The sequence below is a fragment of the Caballeronia concitans genome (genome assembly GCF_001544615.1).
GTDB lineage: Bacteria > Pseudomonadota > Gammaproteobacteria > Burkholderiales > Burkholderiaceae > Caballeronia > Caballeronia concitans.
On sequence record NZ_FCNV02000002.1, the window covers coordinates 579,435 to 602,727 of the forward strand.

Here is a 23,293-nt window from a genome sequence, read left to right on the forward strand (position 1 = left end):
GTCATACATAGACGTATCGCACCAGATGAAAGAAGACCGGCGCGGCGAAGCAGATCGAATCGACGCGATCCAGCATTCCGCCGTGCCCCGCGATCATCGATCCCCAGTCCTTCGCGCCGAGCGAACGCTTCACCGCCGAGAGCACCAGTCCGCCGACGAATCCCGCCAGCACGATCGCAAGCGACATGAAAAACGCCGCGCCGAAACCGAACGGCGTCACGCGATACAGCGCCGCGCCGCATAGCGTTGCGAGCAGTCCGCCGCCGACGAATCCCTCCACCGTCTTCGACGGCGACAACACCGGCGCGATCTTGCGTCGCCCGAAGAGCTTGCCGACGACATACTGCAACACATCGCTGATCTGCACGACGAGCAGGAAATAGAACAGCAGCAGCGCGTTCTGCCCGCGATAACCGGCGATATCGAGCGTGAGGAGCGCGGGCGCGTGGCTCAGTCCGTAGACGCACACCATGAGCGCCCAGTTGATGCGCGCGTTGCGGCTCAGGAAGTCGCGCGTGTCTTGCGTCAGGGCGGACAAGAGCGACATCGCGAAGAAAAGGTGCACCGGCACGAAGATGGAATACATGCCGTACCAGTCGATGCCGAGCAACACGTACTGCACCGGCACCGCGACGAAGAACGCCACGAAGAGCGTGGTGTGGTCGCTCTGCGTCGTCGGCGTGAGCGTGATGAACTCGCGCAACGCGAGATACGAGAGCAGCGCGAAGACGATGTACGTCGCCTTGTCGCCGAGGCCGATGGCGATCGTCATCACCGCGATCATGCCCCACCACGCGCGGATGCGTTCGTTCAGATTGACGATGGTCGCGTTCGTGCGATTCGCCGCTTTGGCGCGCGCGCCGAGTATCGCGCCGATGATGGTCGCGACGACGAGGACGCCGGTGACGCCGGCCACGAGTTGCCAGAAAGTTGTCGGCATGGTGTTTCCGATATGCGATGAAGGGATGCGCTCAGCGCGCGTTCGATTGCGGCGCGAGCGCGACGACGGCATCGCGCATGCGGGCGAGGAACGAAGCCTTGTCCTCGCCATCGCGACGCGCCTCTGACGCGCCGAAGTGCAGCTTGCAGATGAGCGGTATCGGGAAAATTGCGCCTTTCGGCATGATCCGCTGCAGGTTCTCGAGATAAACGGGCGCGAGTTCGACGTGCGGAAATTCGCTCGCCAGATGAAAGAGGCCGCTTTTGAAGGCTTGCGGCAACGCATCGGCGCCGCGCGTGCCTTCGGGGAAGATGATGATCGACGCGCCGCTTGCGAGCGCATCGCGCACGGGATCGAGCGGATCGCCTTCGGTCTCGCGGCGCCGGTCGATCAGCACGACGTTCAGCAGCTTCTGCGCAATGTGGCGCTTGAGCGGACTCGAACCCCAGTAATCGCGCGCGGCGACGGGCCGCACCGCGTCGCGCAAGGGGCGCGGCAACGCGGCGAGCATGGCGAGCGTATCGATATGGCTCGTGTGATTCGAGAAGTACAGCTTCTGCGCGGCGGATGGCGGCCCGGCATGCCACACCGGATAAGCGCCGGCCACGAGCCGCACGAAAGCGAGAAGCAGATCGCGTTGCCAGATGTGCGTGAGTTTCATCGGTCGATGGTTCGAGGTTGAATGTGAACAGGGCGCTATTCCTGTCACAAGCTCGATATCGACGCAATCGGCCGTGACGACATTTGCCAAATATCGTCGATGCCGTGACACATCCGCCTCTTTAACTAGCTTGGCATTCCTGAAGGTTGACGCGGGCGGCGCGGGTCGTGATAGTAGCGCGTTTCATTTCTCGCGCGGCTGCGCGCCTCGTTCCATGAGTCTCTACGCACTGAAACCCCGTTTTCAAGGTCTTTTGCGTCCGTTGACCGGCTGGCTGGCCCGGCATGGCGTGACGGCGAATCAGGTGACGCTCGCCGCTGCGGTCGGATCGATCGCGGTCGGCGCGCTGGCGGGTTTCGCGCCGGCGCATCGCGCGCTGTTTCTGTTGATTCCTGTCTGGCTGTTCCTGCGCATGGCGCTCAACGCCATCGACGGCATGCTCGCCCGCGAGCACGGCCAGAAGAGCGTGTTGGGCGCGTATCTGAACGAACTGGGCGATATCGTTTCGGACATCGCGCTCGTGCTGCCGTTTCTCGCGGTCGGCGGCCTCGCCGCAGCGGATGTGTGGCTGTTCGCGCTGAGCGCGGTGATCGTCGAATGCGCGGGGTTGATCGGGCCGCTCGCGGGCGCGAGCCGTCGATACGACGGTCCGTTCGGCAAGAGCGACCGCGCGCTCGCCATCGGCGCGTTCGCGGTGTGGATCGGGGCGGGCGTAAGCGCGGGGGCTATCGGCAGAATCGGCGTGTGGCTGTGGCGCGTGCTGATCGCGCTGGCCGTGCTGACGGCGATGCGTCGCGTGCGCGCGGGGATTGCTGAAACGCTGAAACGCGAGCGCGCTAGCTGATGTACACGAGCTGATCGCCGTCCGCGTCGGCATGGCGAAATGACAGAATGCGCCCGGCGCGCACGTTCAGCAGCACTTGATCGAGGCCGTTCACTTCGACGCCGTCGCAACGCCATCCGTCGATGGTGAACAACGAATAGCCGCGCGCGAATTGCCGTTTCAGGTCCATGAGACGTTTGATCGCGCCTTGCCTCGAAGTGAAGTATTGGGTCATTGAGCTGGCCGACGCCGGAATCGGATGAAGCCCGAAGCCTAAGGCGAATCATCAGACTAATATGTGCGCCAGGTGACACAAGCGGCTTATGCGACACTTCGAAGCGGCGGGCGGACGCCCGGACAGCACGAAAGGACGAGAAAGGACGACGATGAACGACGTGATTCTCCCCGAGGACGACTACGGCGCGACGCTCGGCGACGTGCTCGCGCTCCTGGAGCAGGGCCGGCAGGCGGCGGCGCGCAGCATCAATGCGCTGATGACGGCGACTTACTGGCGCATCGGGCATCGGATCGTGGAGTTCGAGCAGGGCGGCGCGGGCCGCGCGGCCTATGGGCAGGCGCTCTTGCAGCGGCTGTCGGCGGATCTGACGAAGCGCTTCGGGCGCGGCTTCGGCGTCGACAATCTGGAACTGATGCGGCTCTTTTATCAGGCGTATCCGGCGGCCGTGACGGAAGCGATTTCCGAATCGGAGGATCGGAAATCGGCGTCCGGCGCGAAGGCGAAATCCGAATCGGCGATTCGGAATTCATCGCTTGCGCACCTGGCCGAGCGATTCCCGCTCTCGTGGACGCACTACGTGCATCTGATGCGGCGCACGCGCTCCGACGACGAACGCCGCTTCTACGAAGGCGAAGCGCTGCGCGGCGGCTGGAGCGTGCGGCAACTCGACCGGCAGATCGGCAGCCAGTTCTATACGCGCACGCTGATGTCCCGCGACAAGCGCGCGATGATCGAGAAGGGAAGCATCGCGGCGCGCGGCGACATCGTGACGCCGGAAGAGGCCATCAAGGATCCGTACGTTCTGGAATTCCTCGACCTCAAGGACGAATATTCGGAGAGTCAGCTAGAGGATGCGCTGATTCATCGGCTCGAGGACTTCCTGCTCGAACTCGGCGGCGACTTCACGTTCGTCGGCAGGCAGCGTCGATTGCGGATAGGCGATAGCTGGTACCGCGTCGATCTGCTGTTTTTTCATCGGCGGCTGCGGTGCCTCGTGATCATCGATCTGAAGCTCACGGAGCTGAATCACGCGGATGTCGGGCAGATGCACATGTACTGCAATTACGCGCGCGAGCACTGGACGCTGCCGGGCGAGAACCCGCCCGTCGGCCTGATCCTGTGCGCGCGGACTAATGCGGCGGTGGCGAAATATGCGCTCGACGGCCTGCCGAACAAGGTGCTCGCGGCCGAATATCACATGATGCTGCCGGACGAGGCGGTGCTGGCCGAGGAACTGGCGCGGGTGCGGCGGGAGTGGGAAGCGGGACGGGGAAAGGGCGAGGAGTGAACGAGGGCGAGGGCGTTATCCGGACGCCCCCGCCTCCGCTTCAAGCCTTCGCCGACCGATGCCTGTCGTCCGTGCGACGCGATCCCTTCGTGAACACGAAGAGACTCGCTCCGGCCGCCGCGATCGCGATGCGGCTCGGATTGGCCTTCACGGCATCGATGCCCTTCGCCAGCGCTTGCCCCCACGTCGACGACGGCACGCGTTCGCGACGCTCGACCTGCCGAACGCGCGCAACGGACGTCACCGAAACCACGGGCGCCGGCATCGGCACGGGCTTGGCTGCATCAGAAACCGCAGGCGCTTTCGCATCCGCCGCGCCGTCGGTGCGCACCGGCGCTTCCCCGCGCGCTTCCACTCGCGTTGCCGCCGCTTCCGCGCCGAGCAGCATCACCGCCGCCGCGAAGTACAGCCACATCAGGAGCACCGCGAGCGAGCCCGCCGCGCCGAACGCGTTGGCCGTTCCCGCGTGCGTCAGGTAAAGCGCGAACAGCTTCTTGCCCACCGAAAACAGCACGGCGGAAATCGTGCCGCCGACGAGCGCATCGCGCCATTGGACGTGTCCATCGGGCAGATACTTCAGCAGCGCGCCGAAGGCTGCGGACAGAATCACGAGCCCGAGCACGAACTGCACGATATCGCCGATGACCACGAGCGGCGACTCCCCGAAAACCCACTTTCCAGCGGCCTGCACGGCGGTATCCAGCACGAGCGATACGATCAGCAGGAACGCCACGCCCATCACGAGGCCGAAGGAGATGAGGCGCACCTTCACCATCGTGGCGACGCCGGATTTCGGTTTTCCTTCGGCGGGCCAAATGATCGATAACGCCGTGTTCAGCGATGAAAACGTCGCCGACGCGCCCACCGCCAGCAGCACGAACGACACGATCGCCGCAATTCCGCCGCCGCCGCTGCGATGCGCGTGCTCGACGATCGTCTGCACGCTCGCGGCGGCGTCCTTGCCGAGCATTCCGCTTATCTGATGAAAGAGCTGCCCGCGCGCGGCCTCGGCGCCGAACACGAGCCCGGCAATGGCGATGACCATCACGAGCGTCGGTGCAAGGGAGAACGCCGAATAGAATGCGATGCTCGCGGCCATCGGTGCGCCTCGGTCCGCGCTGAATCGCTTGAAAGTGCGAGTGGGCCACGCGATCACGCGGCTCATGAAGGATTTGGAATGCTGCCCGGCGGTGTGGTCCATCGCTGCCTCCTTGGAATCGTGCCGTAAGCTTTTAGCATCGGGAGTGCCAGCCTTGAATCGGGAGCGATGAAAATCGTCGTCGCGAACGAGGCGTCCGCTCACGACGACGCGACAAGCAGGCCTAGCTATCGGTGGCCGGCTTGGACATATCCGGCGTGCCGCGCACGGGCTGTTGATCAGGTTGAAGGTCGGTGTTGTCGGGCAAGGTTTCGGGCGTGCGCGCGGGCGGCGTGCCGCGCGCTATCTCGGATTGCGAAGGATCGGGCTTTTGCGGATCGGAAGCGTCTGGCATGGCGGTTCTCCTAAGTGCCGGTGAGCGTGGGTGCGCATCACGCTGTCAGCAACGATCATGCTCGGCGAACACGCGGACGACGAATGCCCGCGTGTCCCCGAAGATCACCGCTTGTCCGGCAACGCGTATGCGATCACGTAATCGCCGAGCTTCGTCATGAACGAGCCGTGGCCGCCCGCCGCGATCAGCACGTACTGCTTGCCGTTCGCTTCGTACGTCATCGGCGTGGCCTGTCCGCCCGCCGGCAAGCGCGCGTGCCACAACTCGTCGCCGCTATCCGTGCTGAACGCGCGAATATAGTCGTCCGCCGTCGCGCCGATGAAGAACACGCGGCCCGCCGTCGTCATCGGGCCACCGAGCATCGGCATGCCCATCTTGAACGGAACCGGAATGGGCGATGCATCGCGCGTCGTACCGATGCGCTTCTTCCAGATCACCTTGTGCGTATCGAGATCGAGCGCCGAAACATAGCCCCACGCCGGCTGCTTGCACGGCAGGCGCAACGGCGACAGGAACGGATTCAACGTCACGCCGAACGGCACGCCGTATTGCGGCTGAATGCCGACCTCGGTGCCGGTGCCCGCCTGTCCCGCTTGCGGCGGCTCGATCGGATTGTTCGGCCCGCGCGGAATGAGCCGCGAGACGAACGGCAGCGCGATCGGATTCGCAATCGCGATGCGCCGGTCCGTATCGACGGCGAGTCCGCCCCATTCGAACATGCCGAGATTGCCGGGGAACACGAGCGTGCCTTGTTCCGACGGCGGCGTGAACGGCCCTTCATAGCGCAGCCGATGGAAGATCACGCGGCACGCGAGCTGGTCGTACATCGTCGCGCCCCACATGTCCGCGCCGGTCAGGTTCTTCTGCGGCCGATAGGTCAGCTCGGAGAACGGCTGCGTCGGCGAAACGCGATCGCCCGTGGCCGCGCCTTGCGGCACCGGCTGCTCGGGCGCGGGAATGATCGGCTTGCCGGTGCGGCGGTCCAGCACGAAGATGTTGCCGGTCTTCGCGGGCGCATAGATGGCCGGCACGACATTGCCGCTCGCATCCCGGATATCCGCGATGGTCGGCTGCGCGGGCAGGTCCATGTCCCACAGATCGTGATGCACCGTCTGATAGAACCACGCGAGCTTGCCCGTCGTTGCATTGAGCGCGAGCAGGCCGCTCGCATAGCGTTCCTGATCGGGCGTGCGATAGCCGCCCCAGATATCGGGCGTGGTGACGCCCATCGGCAAGTAGACGAGGTCGAGCTGCGCATCGTAGGCGGCGGGCGCCCACGAGTTCGGCGAGTTCGCCGCATAGCCGTGCTGATCGTCGGGAATCGCGTTCGGGTTCGCCGCGCCCGGATCGAAGGCCCACAGCAGCTTGCCGCTTTCCACGTCGAAGCCGCGGATCACGCCCGACGGCTCGTGCGTGCCGTAGTTGTCGGTCACCGCGCCCGCGACGACGATCACTTTCGACGTCACGACGGGCGGCGATGTCGGCTCGTACTGGCCCGGCGTCTTGACCGGCTGCAAGTGCTGGAGATCCACCACGCCGTTCGATCCGAAGCCGGGGCAGCGCTGGCCGGTGGCGGCATCGAGTTCGAAGAGGCGGCCGTCGTTCACAGGCAGGATGATGCGGCGCGCGCACATCGGCAGCTTCGACGTGTCGTTCGCCTGGCGCGCCTGCGCGGCGGCGGGCGTCTCATAGTAGGAGACGCCCCGGCAAGTGACGTGCTGGAAGCTCGGGTCCGGCTTCAGCTCGGGATTGAAGCGCCATTTTTCCTTGCCGCTCGCGCCGTCGAGTGCAATGGCGTTCTGGTGCGGCGTGCAGAAGAAGAGCGTGCCGTCGACGGCGATGGGCGTGACTTCGTCGGTGATTTCGACGGGATCGTTCGGGCCTTTCATGTCGCCCGTGCGGAAACTCCACGCTTGCTGGAGGTCGCCGACGTTCTTGTCGTTGATCTGCGCGAGCGGCGAATAGCGCGTGCCGCCTTGCGAGTTGCCGTAGGCGAGCCAGTCGCCCGGACGCCCGGACGTTGCAGCAGCGGTAGCCGGTGCAGCCGAGCCTTGCCGCGCGAACGATCCGTTGACCTCTTGCGGATCGTTGAACGCCGCATACACGAGCGCGATGCCCGTCAGCACGAGCGCCACCGCCACCGCGAGCCCGCCTTTACCGACCGGACTTGCATACAGGCGATACGTGAACGGCAGCAACAGCCATATCCCGACGATGACGAGCACGTCGAGACGCGGCGCGAGCGCCCAGAAATCGAATCCCGCTTCGACGACGGCCCATATCAGCGTGCCGATGAGCAGCAGCGCGTAGACGAAGAGCGCCGACGCGTTGCGCCGCGCGATGAGCCACGCGACCGCGAGCATGAGAAGACCGGCGATCACGTAATAAGGCGATCCGCCGATGGTGACGAGCCATATGCCGACGCCGCCGAGATAAAGCCCCGATATCGCGAGGAACAGGATGGTGAGCCATTTCACGACGGGCGATGGCGAGCCGGCACGCGGCCGCACCGGCGGGGAGTTCGTATTCATTCACACACCTCTGTTCGGAACGATGGATGGTCGATACGGCCGCGCGGCACAGACGCAAACGCGCGCGCAAGCGCATGTGCCGCGGACCTTCGGACAACGATCGCAACGATCGTATTGATCGGGACTATCGGGCCTCAAGCACTCGACGTGCCACCGCCTTCCTTCGATCCCGGCGCGAGGATGTTCGGCACCACCGGATTCTCCGGCTGCGTATAACGCTGCTCGACGGCCTTTCGTATTCCTTCGAGACTGTCGCTGGCCGAAAGCGCATCGTCGGTTTCGATCTCGCGTGCTTCGTCGGCCAGCGTCGCATCGCCGATGACGTCGCGGAACCACGTCGAGTAATCGCCCTGACGCAAGTGATGGAGCCAGGTGTCTTCATCGACGCCTTCCGCGATTTCGAGGAACAACACGAGGTTGTGCGCGCGAAGGTTCAGCTTGTCGTCGGGGCCGCGAAAATAGAAGCTGCGCTCCGGAATCAGCATGCCCTCCGCATACTTGCGCACGTGCCGCCGACGCTGCGTCTTCGCAGGCTCGATCCGCACGACGATGGGTGTCGTCCAGTTGCCGTCGCCATCGCGTCGCCAGACGAGCGCCTCGCCGGTCTGCACTTCATCCGGCATATCGGCCGGTTGATCGATGCCGGCGGCCTCGGCGAATTCCCGCAGCGTTTCCTGCGCGCCCTCGCCCGCGCCGATGAACACCGTCACGCGATCCAGCAGCCGCCGCGACACCTGATTCGGATGCACGGTCGCGAAAAGCGCGGGCGCGAGCTGATCGGGCAGCGCTTCATCGGCAGCGGTGATGGTCGCTGGAAAGAAGTGATGCGCCTCGTCGAAGATCAGCCAATGCGGACGCCCGGTGAGCGCGCGCGTCTTCTGCATCTGCGCGAGCAGCGTGGCGCAGTACGCGGGCCGGTCCGCGAACGTGACGCGCATCAGATTGACGACGACCGACTGGCTCGGCTGATGCACGAGCCGCGTGACGTCGTCGGCTTTGGGCGCGGCTTCCGCATCGCCGATGGGCAGCGCGCCTTCGAAGTTATCGAAGTCGCCTTCGGGATCGAGCGCGCAGAACTGATAGCCCGATGCCGACAGCCGCTCCATCAAGCCGGTAATCAACGTCGATTTGCCGCCGCCCGATTGACCAGCGACCAGCGCGACTGTGTCTTGCGGCGCGAGCGTTTCGCTCTCTTCCTGTTCTTCCTTGCGTTCGTCGTTCACGCGCTCGCCGAGCAGCAGATTGCGCCGCGTGATGCGTGCGCTCACGCCGTCGAGATCGTCTTCGAGAATCGCGTCGATCAATTCGGCCACGCCCGCGCCATATTCGCGATCCGTCACGATGTCCGCATGTGCCTTCAACGCATCGATTGCGTTGCCGACCGCCGCCGATATCTCGCATGCATCGAGCAAGGGATGATCGTTCTGCGCGTCGCCCACGCCGACTGCATTGCGCGGCGAAAGCGAGAGCTTGTCGAGCGCCGCGAGCAGACCGCTCGCCTTGTTGATGCCGGGCGCGAGGATCATCACCGCGTCGCCGTTATAGACGACATGCAAGTCCAACCCGAGATCGCGGATGGCGGCGAGCGCCTGTTCGTCGTGAGGCTTCACGGTTGCAACGATCGTTTCGCCTACGCCGAGATGACGCACGCCGCTCCTTCTCATCGCATCGATGAATTCGGGCGGCGGCGGCGGCGCGAGGAGCGTGCGCTCGCGCGTGGCGGGCGAATAGATCATGCCGCCGTTTTCCGCGACGATCAGCGTGAAGCGGTCGACGCGATCGCATAGTTCGAGCAGGTCGTCGAGTTCGCGGCCCGTCACGAGCACCATGTGACGCCCGGACGCGCGCAGCCAGTCGATGGCGTCCCAAGTCGCATCGTCCACGCGGCCGTCGCGGGCGAGCGTGTTGTCGTAGTCGCTTGCAAGCACCATGCATCGCATTGCGGTGTTCCTCCGTGAGTGCGCTTCGTCATCGGCGTTAGGCGTTTCGGCGGCGCGTGTGTGCTTCGAGCGCCGGCCCGAACGCGAGCGATGCCGTGCATTCGCTATGCCTGCAACGCGTCGGTGTCGGAGTCCACGATGTTGGCCGCGCTCGCGCGGTTATCCACCAGATCGCGATACACCGCGAGATAGTCGCGCGCCATGCGCTCGGCACTGAAGCGCTTCTCGAAGGTCTTGCGGCAGCGCGCGCGATCGATCGCGCCGACATCGCGCACGGCTTGCACGGCTTGCACGGCTTCATCGACGTCATCGACGATCAAGCCGCTCACGCCATGTTCGAGCACTTCGGGCACCGCGCCGCGCCTGAAAGCGACGACCGGCGTGCCCGAGGCCATCGCTTCGATCATGACGAGGCCGAACGGCTCCTCCCAGTCGATCGGGAACACGAGCGCACGCGCATTCGCAAAGAGCGCGCGCCGCGATTCGCCGCCCACTTCGCCGAGATACTCCACGAACGATTGCGACGCCTCGAGCATCGGCCAGATCGTTTCCTTGAAGTACGCACGTTCGCCGGGATGCACCGCTGCGGCGATCTTCAGCGGAAGTCCCGCGCGCCGCGCGATTTCTATTGCGCGATCGATGCGCTTCTCCGGCATCACGCGTCCGACGAATAGCAGGTAATCGCCGTCTTCCTGCGAATAACGCATCTCGTCCAGCGGCAAGCCGTGATGAACCGTCGCGCGCCAGTTCGCATCGGGCATGGCTTTGCGCTGACTGTCCGAGATCGAGACGAGCGGCGCATCCGGGAACGTCGCGAAGAGCGGGCCGTGATCGGCGGGCAGCAGGCGGCCATGCATCGTCGTGATCGAGGGGCACGCGAGGAAGCGCTGCATCGGCAAATGCAGGGGTTCCGTGTGGAAGTGGATGACATCGAACTGCGATGAATGTTTGATGACCGCATCGAGCTGACGCAGATGATGACTCGTCGTGTCCCACACGCGCTCGTCGCGCCATAGCGCGGTGGGCGTGCTGCTATGCAGATGCGCCTGCGTGCGCGAATCTGCCGTGGCGAACAGCGTGACGTCGTGGCCGAGCACGACGAGCGCTTCGGTGAGGTAAGAGATGATGCGTTCGGTGGCGCCGTATGCGATAGGAGGGACGCTCTCGTAGAGCGGTGCGACCTGTGCGATTTTCATCGATGAATTCCTGTTCGGCCACGCCGATGCATGGCTTCGGTGATGCGGCTTCATAAGCAATGTTCAGGCCGACGCCTCACATCGCAATGAATCGGCGTGCTCATCGACGGCACGAGGCATGCTCAAACGATGGCCAGCGTTTTCAAACGGAGGACGTCATGACGAAGGTGGCAGAAGTAATGACACGCGGCGTGCAGAGCATCGCGCCGGACGAGAGCATTCGCCGCGCGGCCGAGCTGATGGATGAACTCAATGTCGGCGCGTTGCCCGTGTGCGATGGCGAGCAACTCAAGGCCGTGATAACCGACCGCGATATCGTGGTGCGCGCGGTATCCGCGGGCAAGGACTCGACGTGCACCGTGCAGGAAGTCGCGAGCGAGCCGGTGGAATGGTGCTTCGAGGAAGACCCGATCGAATCCGCGATGGAGCGCATGGAGCGCTTGCAGATTCGGCGCATGCCTGTCGTGGACAGCGCGAAGCATCTCGTCGGCATGCTGGCGCTGGGCGATATCGCGAGCTACTCGGACGGCGAAGTGTCATCGACGATTCAGGCGATATCCACGCCGTCCGTGCCCGACCGATGATCACACCGGATTGCCGTCCTCCGGCGTCTTCAGCCGATCGCTTTCGCTTTGCGAGCCGGGCGGCGTGCCGGGCTTGGTGTCCGGTGTCGCGTCGGGTGCGCGGTCTTCCATCGGACCGCGTGCGGGCGCATCGGCGGGGTTCGTCGGGATGTTCTCGGTATGGCCGGGAATCGGCTGGCTCTCGGTATGGCCGTCGCCGTTCTGCGTGCTCTCATTCATCGTGATGCCTCTCGATGGTTGAATGATCGACGCAGCATCGCGAGCAAGCCATGTTCCGATGCATGGCACGTCGAGTGCTTGCTCTGTTCGCTCGTCCGCTAATCGACACTTCTCAGACATGCGTTCATCACATTCGAGCAGACTGCTGGTCGGCGTCGCGGCCGTATCCGCCAGCATCGCGGCGTGGGCCGCATGGCGCGGGCGGCGCGCCGAGCGCGAGCATCCGCCTATCGGCCAGTTCATCGACGTGGACGGCGTGCGCCTCCATTACATCGACGAAGGCGAAGGCCCCACCGTGCTGCTCGTGCATGGCAACCTCGTGACGCTGCAGGATTACATCGCGAGCGGACTGGTCGGGCGCTTGTCTAAACGGCATCGCGTGATCGCGTTCGATCGCCCCGGCTTCGGCTTCAGCACGCGCCCGCGCGATCGCGTGTGGACGCCGCAAGCGCAAGCCGCGCTCTTTCAGCGTGCGCTCCAACAGATGGGGATCGAGAGCGCGGTCGTCGTCGGGCAATCGCTCGGCTGTCTCGTTGCGCTGGCGATGGCCATCGAGCCGCGCATCGACATTCGCGGGCTGACGCTCATCTCCGGCTACTACTATCCGACCGCGCGATACGACGTGCTGCTGACCGCGCCCGCCGCGGTTCCGGTAATCGGCGATGTCATCCGCTATACGGTATCGCCCGTCATGGGGCGCATGTTGCTGAACACGAACGTGCGTGCGATGTTCGCGCCCGCCGACGTGCCCGACAATTTCGGCGAGCAAGTGCAGCGGCAGATCGTGCTGCGGCCGTGGCAATTGCGCGCCATCGGCGAAGATGCGGCATGCATGGTGCCCGCCGCGAGCGAACTGTCGAAGCATTACCGCGAGATCGACATACCCGTGCGCATTTTTGCCGGCGAGGACGATGTCGTCGTCGATGCGCAATCGCATTCAGGACGGCTCTTTCGCGAGATTCCGCAGAGCGTGCTATCGGTGATCGCGCATCGCGGGCACATGGTGCATTACGACGACGCGGGCCGCATCGGCGATGCAATCGAAGCGATGGCGATCGAATCGAAATCGACGGGCTACACGCTCAAAGCCAGCGTGTGAGCATCGGAACGACAACCGGGACGAGAAGCGATGTGAGCACTCCGTTGAGCCCCATGCCGAGTCCCGCGAACGCGCCCATCTGCTGACTGATCTGAAACGCGCGCGCGGTGCCTATTCCATGCGATGCCACACCCAGCGCGAAGCCGCGCGCTTCCGGCTCGTTCACGCGCAGCGTGTTGAGAATGACGCGGGCAAATGCCGCGCCGAAGATGCCCGTCGATATGACGAGCACCGCCGTCAACGAAGGAATGCCGCCGATGGACGTCGCCACGGCCATCGCGATGGGCGTCGTCGCGGACTTCGGCGCAAGCGATGCGATGGTCTCTTTCGATGCCCCGAGCCACGACGCCACCGCGACGGCGGAGACGATCGCCGTCATCGATCCGGCGAGCAACGCAACGATCAACGGCACGGCGAGCCGGCGCAGATGCCCCAGTTGCCGATAAAGCGGCAAGGCGAGCGCGACCGTCGCCGGTCCCAGCAGAAAGTGCACGAACTGCGCGCCTTCGAAATACGTGTGGTACGGCGTGCGGCTGATCAGCAGCACGGCCACGAGAATGGCGACCGCGATCAGCACCGGATTCGCGAGCGGATTGAAGCGGCAGCGCGCGTAAATCCACTGTGCAACGAGATACGCGAAGAGCGTGATCGTGAGCCCTAATAGCGGCGACGCCGCGAGATAAACCCAGATCGCATTGATCTTCGGAAACGCGCTCATCGTTCCTGCTCCGCGCCATGACGACGCATCAGCGCGCGCATGACGAGCGCGGTCACCGCGATGGAAAGCGTCGTGCTGACGATGATCGCGAGCACGATCGCAACGACGCTGCCCTTCAGCGCGCTCGCCGACACCATGATGCCGACGCCCGCAGGCACGAAGAGCAGCGAGAGATGCCGCAGCAGTTCGTTCGCGGTGCCTTCGATGACTTCCGCCGCACGCGGACGCGCGATCAGAAACGCGAGCAGCAGCAACATGCCGACGACGGGCCCCGGCACAGGAAGCCTGAAGAGATACGAAATGCCTTCGCCCAGGCATTGGAAGAGCAGCAGCACGGCGAGTGAAAGAAGCATCGCGAGTCCTTTGATGCGCGTCGGCGAAGGACGCGAGCAAGCGCTAGTCCAGCCGACGAATGCACGGAATGCTCCTAGAATGAAGAAGCCGCTGACATCGGCGGCCATGATTCGAACAATTCAGGAGACAGCGATGACGCCTCGCCATGCAGCAGGACTCGTCACGGCAGTCGTGGTCGGCGTAGTGGCCGGTTGCGGCGGTTCCGATCATACCGATGCCTACAACAACGCGCCGAAAGTCATCATCGACTCGGACTTCAACACGATGGGCGACGACGGCCAGCTCTTCGCGATGACGACGCAACTGATGGGGCAGGGCAAGGTCAATCTGCTCGGCCTGTGCGTCGTGACCGGCAACGACTGGCTGCTGCAAGAGCAAGCCGATGCGCTGAAGGCCGTCGAGCGCATGGGCGTGCAGGACAAGGTAGGCGTGTACGCGGGCGCGAATTATCCGCTGCAATATGACGTCGCGAGCATCCGCGCGCAGCAGGCCGCGAATCCGAACGGCTATTTCGGCGCATGGATGCGGCCCGAGCCGACACAGCAATCGCAACTCACGGCGCCGCCCGACGGCTTCGCGACATCGACGCAACTGAAGTCCCAGGCCGCCGCGGACTTCATGATCGATACGATCAAGCGCTATCCGAACCAGGTGACGATCATCGAAGTCGGACCGCCGACGAACCTCGCAACCGCCGTGCAGAAAGCGCCGGAGATCGTTCCGCTGATCAAGCAGATCGTCTATATGGGCGGCGCGATGAACGTGCCCGGCAACGCGAACGCGGTGGGTGAATTGAACTGGTGGTTCGATCCCGTGGCCGTGCGCACGCTCTTGCAAACGACCATTCCGCAGAAGGTCATTCCGCTCGATGTGACGAACACCGTGCCGCTGACCGAGAGTGTCTATAACCAGATCGTCAATCCGCCGACGGGACCGACGGCGGTGACACAGGCGTATGCGATTGCGAACGCGGGCGCATTCGCGAACAACACGAATATCTACGACACGCTGACCATCGGGTACTTTCTCGATCCCACTTATGCGAAAGAAACGCAGAGCGCCTACCTCGATATCGATACGACGCCCGGTGAAGATCAGGGACACGTGCGCGTGTATCCCGACGCGCCCGTTGCGGGCGCGTCGCCGCAGAAGATCACTTATGTGACGCGATATGACAACGACAGGTTCTTCAGCTTCTACGTGAACTTACTCACGAGCCCGGTGCCCGTGAAATTTCAGTAAGTTCAGTCCATGCGCGCTTTGGGTGTGATGGTCGGCGTCACCGGTTCGACGGTTCTTTTGATGGCGCCGCCGAGCGCGCTGCGGTACACGTCGAGATAGGCATCGACCATCGAGTCGGGGCTGAAAGTAGCGGCGTGTTTGCGCAGCCTGTCATGCACGGACGGTTCCTTCAGCAATTCGATTGCTTCGCGAATCTTTTCGATGAGCGTCTCGGGACGTTCCATATCGAAGACGAGATTCGAACGCGGTTCGATGACTTCGGGAATGCCGCCGCGATTTGCACCGACGACCGGCACGCCATACGAATAGGCTTCGACGATCACGCGCCCGAACGGCTCGTACCAGATCGACGGCACGATAAGAATGTCGATGCTGCGAAGGAAATCGTTTGGCTTCACGTGCCCGAGATATTGCACGCGCGGATCGTCGTACTTTTCCTTCAGCGAACGAATGTATTCGGGATCGCCATTGCCGCCATAGACGAGCGTCCAGTCGAGCGTGTTGTCGGCGGTGAGCTGTTCCAGCACGACCTCCGTGCCCTTGCTGCGCTCCACGCGACCGAGCACGCCCAGCCGCACAGGGCCGCTCACATAAGGCGGCCTTTCGTCGATTGCGGCGTCCTTGCTCGGCACATAGCAGTTGTTGATGACAGCCGTGCGCGTTGCCTGCGGAAAATAGCCGCTATTCAAATGCTTTTGCAAGACGAAGCGGCTCACGCCGACCGCGACCTGAACGCGTGTCGATGCAGCCTTCTTCGGCGCGGAATATAGCGCGCATGAACTGCACTGGCGCTTGCACGGTTCGACGTCGGAGAACATCGTCGTGGCGGGGCACATCAGGTAGTAATCCCGCGCGGTATGAACAATGGGCACGCCTGCCTTGCGCGCGGCACGCCAGACGTCGACGGAAATGCACGTGAGGTTGCTCGTATGAATGATGTCCGGCTTTTCGCGCGCGATGATACCGGCGAGCTTGCGCGACATGACGACGTTGACGGCATCGATGGCATGCCAGACGAATCGGGCAATGCGCCCGCGTTTCTTCGGCGCATGCGGCCAATAGAGATTGGCCGAACGCAGACGATAGACCTTGACTCCGTTGAAGTCGGAAACGCTGTCCGCGCCTGCCCCCGTTGCACAAGCAACGCACACGTCCATGCCTGCCCTGACGAGCCCCTCGGCGAGCAGTTGCGTGGATACTTCAGCCCCGCCGATCTTGTCCGGGTAGTAAAGCGTGTTGACGATGAGTATTTTCACGGCGTTTGAAGTAGTGTCGTCGTCCTTCGATGAGGCGCCCTCGGTCTTGCCTGAAAGATACATTCGTATGCGTTCATATACGTTCTCTAAGGCAAGGGGTACGCCGCTGCAGCCGTCGTGGAAAGAAGCACAACATGGTCCGCAGTTGCGCCATCGCTTCTGGTAAGTGGGAGTTTAGGATAAGCCAAAAAGCTTGAGAAGACGCGAAGCCAAACGTAAGCAAATGCAAGGTTTCGTATGGCATCAATTCAATCTTCTGATGAAGCATTTCCGCAACTCTTTCTGATTGTAGTGACATCTGGTTACGACTGCGCGTCAAGAATGCCGGCCGTACTTACTATTGCTTTCCTGTTTTCGGAAGCCCTGTAAGCGATTGGACGGGGTACCTGACAAAGGGTTCAATCGCATTCGTCTGAATGAAAATGGTTTCGTTCGAGGCCCGGCTAGTGAGTGATTCGTCACCTTTCATTTGAAGTAGCATTTTCCGCGATTTAATTACGATATCCTAACGATGCGGCCGAAATTTCCGTACCGTAGCCCACTCATTTGTGCAACTTACTCCGCAACGAAGCAACATCGTTCGTCGTAATCGGCCGTGCATCGTTGCCCCACGACCCGCGAACATAACTGAGCACTTGTGCGATTTGCAGATCCGACAGCCGCCCGGCGAACCCCGGCATGTTCTGACGAGCCGGCCCGGCCTTCGTTGCAGGACTATTGCCGCCTTCGACCAGGAGCCGGATCAGCGAAGTGGTGTCTTCGCTAATGACCGCCGGGTTGCCAGCGAGCTTTGGAAACACCTTCGGCACGCCTTCGCCCGTATCCCGATGACACTGCGCGCAGAACGTCGCATAGACGGCCGCGCCCTGCCCGGGCGGCACATCTGGCGCGCGCGTCTTGAGCGTGCCGGGCTTTGCGTTCGCCGGATCGTATGAACCATCCGCCGCGCCCGTCGCGGGCAAGCTCTTCAAGTACGTTGCGATTGCGGCGAGGTCATCGTCGCCAAGATACTGCAAGCTGTCTTCGATCGTCTGCACCATGCTTCCGAACGCCGCCGTGCCGCCGCCATGTCCGGTCTTCAACAATGAAGCGATGTCGTCGCGCGACATGCGCCCGAGGCCCGAGCCCGTGTCGCCGCGAAGATTCAGCGCGAACCAGTTGTCGTTGACGCCGCCCGACAAATACATTTTCGACGATTCATCGTAGCCGCGCTCCTGAAACGCCGGTCCGCGCGGCGTATGACACGCACCGCAGTGGCCGAGTCCCTGCACGAGATACGCGCCGCGATTCCACGTCGCATCGCGATCGGCATGCGGCTTATAGACCTCTTTCGGCGAGAACGCCGCGCGCCACACGCGGAGCATCCAGCGCTGATTGAACGGAAACGGCACGTCCGTCGGCGGCGGCCGATAACGCACCGGCGTCACGCCATGCATCATGTACGCATAAAGCGCGCGCATGTCGTTATCGGTCATCTTCACGAAGGATGTGTAGGGCATCGCCGGATAAAGCCCTTTGCCGCCCGGCGCGACGCCTTCGCGCAGCGCCTTCGCAAAGTCCTCGTAACTGTATTTGCCGATGCCCGTCTCCGGATCAGGCGTGATGTTCGTGCTGACGATGGTGCCGAACGGCGATGCCAGCCCCAGCCCGCCCGCATACGGCGCACCATTATTCGGCGCGGTGTGGCAGCCCGCGCAATCGCCGGCCTTGGCGATATAAGCCCCGCGCGCGATCACATCCGCCGATGGCGCTGGCGGCGCGGCAACCGCTGTGCGCACGCAAACTGCAAGCAAGGCAAGGCGAAGTAGCGGGCGCATGTCAGGACTCCTCGTGCGCCGACAGCCGGGCGGCGGAGGATGCCACGCTCGTCATATCGCGAAGCGGTCTTCTCGACAGCCAGCGCGCGCCGATCATGAGCCCGCCGATGAGATACGCGAGACCGCCCGGCACCCACATCACGAGTCCGCCGAGCTGCTGATCCTGCAGCGGATCGAAGCCGAGCGCGAGCGTGCTTTCGATGCACGACGGATACCACACCGCCGGCGCCAGCGTGAGCAACGCGCCGAGTGCGCCGGTGTGGACCATCGTCGTGAAGAGGGACAGCATGGCGTGTGCGCTGTGGACGCGCGAGCCATCGGCGGCGGCGGGACGGAAGACGGTCCACCAGAACAGCAGCGCGCTGCCGAGGAAGCTCACGTGCTGCAATGTATGAACCCATTCGCTGGCGAGCGCGGCTTCGAAGAAACGCGGCGCATGCCAGCACCACAACGCGGCCGCATGCAGCGCCCATGCGACGGCGGGCATGGTGAGCCATCGCCAGGGCGATCCGATCCACGCGCTGCGCGTCGCCATGCCGATACGCACGCGCGCGCGCGGCGGAAACGCCCATAGCCAGACGGCGAGCGGCCTGCCGATCACCAGCAGCGGCGCGGCGATCAACATGAAGATTTCATGCTGAAGCATATGCGCGGAGAACAATGCTTCGCTGAGCGCATGCAGCGGCGAAACAAGCGCGATGACGAGCGCGATCCATCCGCCGACGAACGCGGCAAGGCGCATCGAACGGTCGCTGCGTCCACGCGATCCGCGCACGCGCAAACGCGTATAGCCCGCGATATACAGCCCGATGCTCAACGCAAGACACACGACGACCCACGGCTCGAAGGTCCAGCCGAACGTCTGCACGCGGCTTGCGCCGGGCGCGAGGACGTGCGCCGAAGCGGCATCGGCGAAGAGCGCAATCGCGAAGAGGATCAACACGCGGACAGCAGCCATTGCGGTAGCGAGATGACGAAAATGCCCAACGATGAAAGCGCTCCCACGCCCGTCGCGACGGCGGCGACGAATGCCTCGCGCGATGTCAGTCCCGGGCCCGATGGATCGGCATGACGCCGCGCGGTTCGCCATCGGCCGAATGCGAGGGCGGTGCAGATCACGCTGACGACAAGGCTTGCCGCGCTCACGCCATTCAGCACGGCCATGCTTTGCAGATGGCACGACGGTTCGACGAGCGCATAGTTCACGCTCAGAAACGCGAGCAGCAGCGACGGAGCGAAGAGAAGAGCGGGCCATGTAAGCATGATCGTGATCAGAAGCGCGGAGCCCAGTAAATGACGCCGTAGATCGGCAGCCAGCTCAACACGACGAAGTACCAGTAGAGCGCGTTCTCGCTCACATCGACGAAGCGCTTGCTCTCGAACGGCCCGGTGAACAGAAGCACGGTGAGCACGGCGGTATCGATGGTGTCGGTGACGAGATGCGTCGTGTGCAATCCGAGCAGCAGCCATACGACCGATCCATATGCGTTCGCATACCAGCTCACGTTCAGCGCCGCGAACTCGAAGCCGCGCAGCACGAGGAACACGAACGATGCGACGAGGCACACCGTCATCCATAACTTGGCCGCGCCGCGATCGCCGCGTTCAGCACCGCGCTTTGCAAGCTGATTCGGCAGCAGGCTCACCACGAGAACCAGCGTATTGAGCGTGCCCCAGCGCAGCTCGGGCGGATCGGCGGCCATCGGCCACGCGGGCGCATGCGTGCGCAAATAGAAGTACATCATCACCGCGATGGCGAACACCGTGCCTTCTATCAGCATGAGTCCGCCCGTCGCCCACCACATGAGGCTGCGATACCCGAATGCGAAGGTCGGCAGCGTATGCACATCGAGCACATACTCCGACGCCGCTGCGTCGTCGGGACGCGCATGCGGGCTTTGAAGATCGCCGGCGGCGCTCATGGACGCTGCTCCCGTGCCGCCGCGAACGCGTTGCCCGCACGCTTGGGCCAGAACCACAGGATCATCGCGGCCGCGACCGGCACGGACGCATAGACCACGGCCCACGGCGTGTAGATGGACCAGATGAAGAGCACCGTCGTCGCCACTGCGCTGATGAACGGCCAGATGGACGGCGACGGAAACAGCGGACGATGATCCGGCTTCGCATCGAGCACGCTCGTCACGAGCACTTCGCGCGCGTCCGCCGCGAGGCCCGCGACGAAGCGCGGCTGCGCATCCGGTTCCCATAACGGATCGCGGCCATGCACGACGGGCAGCGCATCGAAGTTATGCGGCGGCGGCGGCGACGCCGCGCTCCATTCGAGCGTGCCCGCGCCCCACGGATCTGCGCTCGCCTGTTCGCCGCGCCGCAGCGTCATCGCGACATTGACGATGAAGAGCAGCACGCTGACCGCAATGGTCCACGCGCCGATGGTCGCGGCGAAGTTCATGCCGTCCCAGCCCATTCCGCCCGGATACGTCCACACACGGCGCGGCATGCCGTGCAGACCGAGAAGGTGCATCGGAAAAAAGGTGATGTTGAAGCCGATGAAGAACAGCCAGAACTGCCAGCGCCCGAGACGCTCGGACAGCATGCGGCCCGCGAACTTCGGGAACCAGTAGAAGAACGCGCCGAAGAGCGGAAACACGGCGCCGCCGAGCAGCACGTAATGCAGATGCGCGACCACGAAGTACGTGTCGTGTACTTGAAGATCCAGCGGCACGGACGCGACCATGATGCCGGTCATGCCGCCGATCACGAGAATGAAGAAGAACGCGAGCACGAAGAGCAGCGGCGTGCGCAGATTGAGGCGCCCTGTCCATAGCGTGCCGATCCAGCAGAAGATCTGAATGCCCGATGGAATCGCGATCATGAGGCTCGCCGCCGTGAAGAAGCTCTTGCCGAGTTCGGGGATGTTCGTCGCGAACATGTGATGCACCCACAGGCCGAATGCGAGAAACGCGGTGGCGATGAGCGAAAGGACCATCGCGGGATAACCGAATACGGGGCGTCGCGCAAACGTGGGGATGATCGACGAGATGAAGCCGAGCGGCGGAATGAAGATCAGATAGACCTCGGGATGCCCGAAGAACCAGAAGAGATGCTGCCAGAGCAGCACGTCGCCGCCCTTGGCCGGGTTATAGAAATGCGTGCCTACAAGGCGGTCGAGAATGAGCGCCGTGCTGCACAGCATGACCGACGGCATCGCGAAGATCACCATGAACTGCGTGACGAGCGTCGCCCACACGAAGAGCGGCATGCGGTTGAGCGACATGCCGGGCGCGCGCATCTTGAAGATGGTCGTGATGAGGACGATCGCTTCGAGCAGCCCCGACAGCTCCGTGAACGTGATCATCTGCGCCCAGATGTCGGAGCCTTTGCCGGGCGAATAGTCCGGACCCGCGAGCGGCACATAGCTGAACCATCCCGCAGCCGGCGCGCTATTGAGCGCGAGCGACGCGAACAGCAGGATGCCGCCGAACAGGAAGACCCAGTACGCATACGCATTCATGCGCGGAAACGCGATGCTGCGCGAGCCGATCATCAGCGGCACGAGATAGGCGGCCACCGCCTGCATCACGGGCACGGCGAAGAGGAACATCATCGTCGTGCCGTGCATGGTGAAGAGTTCGTTGTAGAGGTTCGGACCGATGAGCCGCGCGTCGGGCCGCGCAAGCTGTGTACGCATGGCGAGCGCGAGCAGGCCGCCGAGGATGAAGAACACGAACGTCGTCACGATGAAGCGCCGCGCGATGGTCTTGTGATTGATGGCTTTCAGCGCGCCGATGAAGCCGGGCGGATCGCTCCATGTTTCGGCAAGGGCGCGCCGCACGGAATCGCTTGCGTGCGGGCCATCGAGAGGGCGCGGGGCGTTCGCGCCGGATGATGCGTGTTCGCTCATTTCAGCGTGTCCAGCCAGACGACGAGCGCCTGCAAGTCGTGAGGAGAAAGCCGCGTCGCCGGCATCATGACGCCGGGCTTGTGCGCGGGCGGATCGGTGATCCATGCGGACAGATTCTTCGCATCATTGACGAGCGTGCCTGCGGCAATCGTCTGCCGGCTCGCGAGGTGAGTGAGATCGGGGCCGACCGTGCCGTTCGCAGGCGTGCCGCGCACGGTATGGCAGCGCGCGCAGTCGTTGGCGAGAAAGACATCGCGTCCGTGAAGGGCGAGCGCATCGGCCGGAACGGGTGCGTTCTGACGCTGACGCGCGGCCCACGCTTCGTATTGCGCGGGGGGATCGGCGATAACGGAGAAGGCCATCAGCGCATGCTCGTAGCCGCAGAACTCGGCGCATTGCCCGCGATACGCGCCCGCGCGATCGGCACGGAATGCGATGGTCGTCTGCTGGCCGGGAATCATGTCCTTCTTCCCGTGTAAATTAGGCACCCAGAATGTATGTATAACATCGGCCGCCACGAGCGAGACCACCACCGGCCGTCCCACCGGCACGTGCAGCTCGTTGGCGAGCGTGAAGCCTTCGCCGCCGCCTTCGGGCGCATAGCGCGCCTGCCACCACCATTGATACCCCGTCACCTCGATATGCAGCGCGTTCGCGACCGGCAAGCGCGATAGCGCGCGATCCGTGACGACATCCGCGACGAGGAGCCCGACGAGCAGCAGCGCGGACACGATCGTCGCCGCGATCACCGGGCGGCTGATCTTGCGCTCAGGGCTTTCGTTGCCACTGAGATCCGCCGGCGTCGATGGCGTGCCGCGCGGCGCACGGATCAACGCGATCATGCAGGCGAGCAGCACCGCTGCGAAGACCACGCAGCAGACCGTGAGCGTCACATGCCAGAGATCGAGCACGCGGCTCGCCTGGATGCCCGCCGGACTTAAAGCGCTTTGCATGGCCGCCGGGTTCATGATCGGTCGATTATTGTGGGTCCAGCCTTGCGGACGGGTGCAGCGTGTTTAGCAATAGACA

Annotated in this window: 23 protein-coding genes; 5 read left to right on the forward strand and 18 right to left on the reverse strand. The window is 63.7% G+C overall.

The genetic code is table 11. The features are described from left to right. Position 1: 1 nt before the first annotated feature. Both AWB72_RS08765 and AWB72_RS08770 read right to left on the reverse strand, forming a co-directional pair. Positions 2–940, reverse strand: coding sequence for a phosphatidate cytidylyltransferase (locus AWB72_RS08765; RefSeq protein ID WP_040050860.1), 939 nt, complete (start codon positions 938–940; stop codon positions 2–4). Positions 941–971: 31 nt separating this feature from the next. Beyond that, on the reverse strand, positions 972–1,601 hold the full coding sequence (locus tag AWB72_RS08770) for a lysophospholipid acyltransferase family protein (protein ID WP_040050723.1): 630 nt from the start codon (positions 1,599–1,601) through the stop codon (positions 972–974). A 214-nt stretch (positions 1,602–1,815) separates the two neighbouring features. On the opposite strand from AWB72_RS08770, the gene AWB72_RS08775 reads away from it, so the two are divergent. Continuing rightward, positions 1,816–2,445, forward strand: a complete 630-nt coding sequence (locus AWB72_RS08775) for a CDP-alcohol phosphatidyltransferase family protein (RefSeq protein ID WP_040050724.1) — start codon at positions 1,816–1,818, stop codon at positions 2,443–2,445. Here the strand turns inward: AWB72_RS08775 and AWB72_RS28845 are convergent. Next, on the reverse strand, positions 2,438–2,659 hold the full coding sequence (locus tag AWB72_RS28845; RefSeq protein ID WP_159459351.1) for a hypothetical protein: 222 nt from the start codon (positions 2,657–2,659) through the stop codon (positions 2,438–2,440). The genes AWB72_RS08775 and AWB72_RS28845 overlap by 8 nt on opposite strands. A 151-nt stretch (positions 2,660–2,810) precedes the next feature. Between AWB72_RS28845 and AWB72_RS08780 the strand changes: the two genes are divergently transcribed. Next, positions 2,811–3,950 carry a PDDEXK nuclease domain-containing protein gene (locus AWB72_RS08780; protein WP_052449918.1) on the forward strand — a complete coding sequence of 380 codons (1,140 nt, stop codon included), beginning with the start codon at positions 2,811–2,813 and terminating at the stop codon, positions 3,948–3,950. Positions 3,951–3,990: 40 nt separating this feature from the next. On the opposite strand, the gene AWB72_RS08785 is transcribed toward AWB72_RS08780, so the two are convergent. The 5 genes from AWB72_RS08785 to AWB72_RS08800 all read right to left on the reverse strand — a co-directional run bounded on the left by AWB72_RS08785 (position 3,991) and on the right by AWB72_RS08800 (position 11,110). Then, positions 3,991–5,151: a YihY/virulence factor BrkB family protein gene (locus tag AWB72_RS08785; protein ID WP_040050725.1), complete on the reverse strand. Its 1,161-nt coding sequence runs from the start codon at positions 5,149–5,151 to the stop codon at positions 3,991–3,993. Between the two features lie 121 nt (positions 5,152–5,272). After that, entirely contained in the window at positions 5,273–5,443 is a 171-nt protein-coding gene (locus AWB72_RS29110; RefSeq protein ID WP_167550946.1) for a hypothetical protein, read from the reverse strand. Positions 5,444–5,547: 104 nt separating this feature from the next. Beyond that, the gene (locus tag AWB72_RS08790) at positions 5,548–7,974 is read right to left on the reverse strand and encodes a glucose/quinate/shikimate family membrane-bound PQQ-dependent dehydrogenase (protein WP_052449900.1); all 2,427 of its coding nucleotides are present in this window, start codon (positions 7,972–7,974) and stop codon (positions 5,548–5,550) included. A 134-nt stretch (positions 7,975–8,108) separates the two neighbouring features. Beyond that, positions 8,109–9,914: an HAD family hydrolase gene (locus AWB72_RS08795; protein ID WP_040050726.1), complete on the reverse strand. Its 1,806-nt coding sequence runs from the start codon at positions 9,912–9,914 to the stop codon at positions 8,109–8,111. Between the two features lie 104 nt (positions 9,915–10,018). After that, positions 10,019–11,110, reverse strand: coding sequence for a glycosyltransferase family 4 protein (locus AWB72_RS08800; protein ID WP_040050863.1), 1,092 nt, complete (start codon positions 11,108–11,110; stop codon positions 10,019–10,021). Positions 11,111–11,268: 158 nt separating this feature from the next. Between AWB72_RS08800 and AWB72_RS08805 the strand changes: the two genes are divergently transcribed. Next, positions 11,269–11,694 (forward strand): CBS domain-containing protein, encoded by a 426-nt coding sequence (locus AWB72_RS08805; RefSeq protein WP_040050727.1) that lies wholly within the window; start codon positions 11,269–11,271, stop codon positions 11,692–11,694. On the opposite strand, the gene AWB72_RS08810 is transcribed toward AWB72_RS08805, so the two are convergent. After that, positions 11,695–11,913 (reverse strand): MARCKS-like protein, encoded by a 219-nt coding sequence (locus tag AWB72_RS08810; protein WP_087128005.1) that lies wholly within the window; start codon positions 11,911–11,913, stop codon positions 11,695–11,697. It lies immediately after the preceding gene. A gap of 118 nt (positions 11,914–12,031) precedes the next feature. On the opposite strand from AWB72_RS08810, the gene AWB72_RS08815 reads away from it, so the two are divergent. Further along, positions 12,032–13,012 (forward strand): alpha/beta fold hydrolase, encoded by a 981-nt coding sequence (locus AWB72_RS08815; protein ID WP_087128007.1) that lies wholly within the window; start codon positions 12,032–12,034, stop codon positions 13,010–13,012. Here AWB72_RS08815 and AWB72_RS08820 read toward each other — a convergent pair. Together AWB72_RS08820 and AWB72_RS08825 are read right to left on the reverse strand one after the other, a co-directional pair. Further along, a complete protein-coding gene (locus AWB72_RS08820; RefSeq protein ID WP_040050729.1) occupies positions 12,996–13,730 on the reverse strand; it encodes an LrgB family protein in 735 nt (244 codons plus the stop codon). The two genes, AWB72_RS08815 and AWB72_RS08820, sit on opposite strands and share 17 nt — an antisense overlap. Beyond that, the gene (locus AWB72_RS08825; protein ID WP_040050865.1) at positions 13,727–14,083 is read right to left on the reverse strand and encodes a CidA/LrgA family protein; all 357 of its coding nucleotides are present in this window, start codon (positions 14,081–14,083) and stop codon (positions 13,727–13,729) included. The genes AWB72_RS08820 and AWB72_RS08825 overlap by 4 nt, the downstream gene beginning before the upstream one ends. 133 nt (positions 14,084–14,216) lie before the next feature. Here AWB72_RS08825 and AWB72_RS08830 point away from each other — a divergent pair, with 133 nt between their 5' ends. Continuing rightward, a complete protein-coding gene (locus tag AWB72_RS08830) occupies positions 14,217–15,326 on the forward strand; it encodes a nucleoside hydrolase (protein ID WP_040050730.1) in 1,110 nt (369 codons plus the stop codon). A 2-nt stretch (positions 15,327–15,328) separates the two neighbouring features. Here AWB72_RS08830 and AWB72_RS08835 read toward each other — a convergent pair whose 3' ends face one another. The 7 genes from AWB72_RS08835 to coxB all read right to left on the reverse strand — a co-directional run bounded on the left by AWB72_RS08835 (position 15,329) and on the right by coxB (position 23,232). Beyond that, positions 15,329–16,582, reverse strand: coding sequence for a glycosyltransferase family 4 protein (locus AWB72_RS08835; protein ID WP_084592917.1), 1,254 nt, complete (start codon positions 16,580–16,582; stop codon positions 15,329–15,331). A 542-nt stretch (positions 16,583–17,124) separates the two neighbouring features. Then, positions 17,125–18,399 (reverse strand): c-type cytochrome, encoded by a 1,275-nt coding sequence (locus AWB72_RS08840; RefSeq protein ID WP_040050731.1) that lies wholly within the window; start codon positions 18,397–18,399, stop codon positions 17,125–17,127. 1 nt (position 18,400) lies between these two features. Next, a complete protein-coding gene (locus AWB72_RS08845) occupies positions 18,401–19,357 on the reverse strand; it encodes a cytochrome c oxidase assembly protein (RefSeq protein ID WP_052449902.1) in 957 nt (318 codons plus the stop codon). Further along, a complete protein-coding gene (locus AWB72_RS08850) occupies positions 19,336–19,662 on the reverse strand; it encodes a hypothetical protein (RefSeq protein ID WP_040050732.1) in 327 nt (108 codons plus the stop codon). Before AWB72_RS08850 ends, AWB72_RS08845 begins: the two co-directional genes overlap by 22 nt. Positions 19,663–19,670: 8 nt before the next feature. Beyond that, on the reverse strand, positions 19,671–20,321 hold the full coding sequence (locus AWB72_RS08855; protein WP_040050733.1) for a cytochrome c oxidase subunit 3: 651 nt from the start codon (positions 20,319–20,321) through the stop codon (positions 19,671–19,673). Continuing rightward, positions 20,318–22,264, reverse strand: a complete 1,947-nt coding sequence (gene ctaD, locus AWB72_RS08860) for a cytochrome c oxidase subunit I (RefSeq protein WP_040050734.1) — start codon at positions 22,262–22,264, stop codon at positions 20,318–20,320. Before ctaD ends, AWB72_RS08855 begins: the two co-directional genes overlap by 4 nt. Further along, on the reverse strand, positions 22,261–23,232 hold the full coding sequence (gene coxB, locus AWB72_RS08865) for a cytochrome c oxidase subunit II (protein WP_374728876.1): 972 nt from the start codon (positions 23,230–23,232) through the stop codon (positions 22,261–22,263). Before coxB ends, ctaD begins: the two co-directional genes overlap by 4 nt. Positions 23,233–23,293: the final 61 nt, after the last annotated feature.

Coding starts and splice junctions, on each gene's coding strand:
- AWB72_RS08765 (WP_040050860.1), bottom strand. CDS start 940: ATGCCGACAACTTTCTGGCAACTCGTGGCCGGCGTCACCGGCGTCCTC.
- AWB72_RS08770 (WP_040050723.1), bottom strand. CDS start 1,601: ATGAAACTCACGCACATCTGGCAACGCGATCTGCTTCTCGCTTTCGTG.
- AWB72_RS08775 (WP_040050724.1), top strand. CDS start 1,816: ATGAGTCTCTACGCACTGAAACCCCGTTTTCAAGGTCTTTTGCGTCCG.
- AWB72_RS28845 (WP_159459351.1), bottom strand. CDS start 2,659: ATGACCCAATACTTCACTTCGAGGCAAGGCGCGATCAAACGTCTCATG.
- AWB72_RS08780 (WP_052449918.1), top strand. CDS start 2,811: ATGAACGACGTGATTCTCCCCGAGGACGACTACGGCGCGACGCTCGGC.
- AWB72_RS08785 (WP_040050725.1), bottom strand. CDS start 5,151: ATGGACCACACCGCCGGGCAGCATTCCAAATCCTTCATGAGCCGCGTG.
- AWB72_RS29110 (WP_167550946.1), bottom strand. CDS start 5,443: ATGCCAGACGCTTCCGATCCGCAAAAGCCCGATCCTTCGCAATCCGAG.
- AWB72_RS08790 (WP_052449900.1), bottom strand. CDS start 7,974: ATGAATACGAACTCCCCGCCGGTGCGGCCGCGTGCCGGCTCGCCATCG.
- AWB72_RS08795 (WP_040050726.1), bottom strand. CDS start 9,914: ATGCGATGCATGGTGCTTGCAAGCGACTACGACAACACGCTCGCCCGC.
- AWB72_RS08800 (WP_040050863.1), bottom strand. CDS start 11,110: ATGAAAATCGCACAGGTCGCACCGCTCTACGAGAGCGTCCCTCCTATC.
- AWB72_RS08805 (WP_040050727.1), top strand. CDS start 11,269: ATGACGAAGGTGGCAGAAGTAATGACACGCGGCGTGCAGAGCATCGCG.
- AWB72_RS08810 (WP_087128005.1), bottom strand. CDS start 11,913: ATGAATGAGAGCACGCAGAACGGCGACGGCCATACCGAGAGCCAGCCG.
- AWB72_RS08815 (WP_087128007.1), top strand. CDS start 12,032: ATGCGTTCATCACATTCGAGCAGACTGCTGGTCGGCGTCGCGGCCGTA.
- AWB72_RS08820 (WP_040050729.1), bottom strand. CDS start 13,730: ATGAGCGCGTTTCCGAAGATCAATGCGATCTGGGTTTATCTCGCGGCG.
- AWB72_RS08825 (WP_040050865.1), bottom strand. CDS start 14,083: ATGCTTCTTTCACTCGCCGTGCTGCTGCTCTTCCAATGCCTGGGCGAA.
- AWB72_RS08830 (WP_040050730.1), top strand. CDS start 14,217: ATGACGCCTCGCCATGCAGCAGGACTCGTCACGGCAGTCGTGGTCGGC.
- AWB72_RS08840 (WP_040050731.1), bottom strand. CDS start 18,399: ATGCGCCCGCTACTTCGCCTTGCCTTGCTTGCAGTTTGCGTGCGCACA.
- AWB72_RS08845 (WP_052449902.1), bottom strand. CDS start 19,357: ATGGCTGCTGTCCGCGTGTTGATCCTCTTCGCGATTGCGCTCTTCGCC.
- AWB72_RS08850 (WP_040050732.1), bottom strand. CDS start 19,662: ATGCTTACATGGCCCGCTCTTCTCTTCGCTCCGTCGCTGCTGCTCGCG.
- AWB72_RS08855 (WP_040050733.1), bottom strand. CDS start 20,321: ATGAGCGCCGCCGGCGATCTTCAAAGCCCGCATGCGCGTCCCGACGAC.
- ctaD (WP_040050734.1), bottom strand. CDS start 22,264: ATGAGCGAACACGCATCATCCGGCGCGAACGCCCCGCGCCCTCTCGAT.
- coxB (WP_374728876.1), bottom strand. CDS start 23,232: ATGAACCCGGCGGCCATGCAAAGCGCTTTAAGTCCGGCGGGCATCCAG.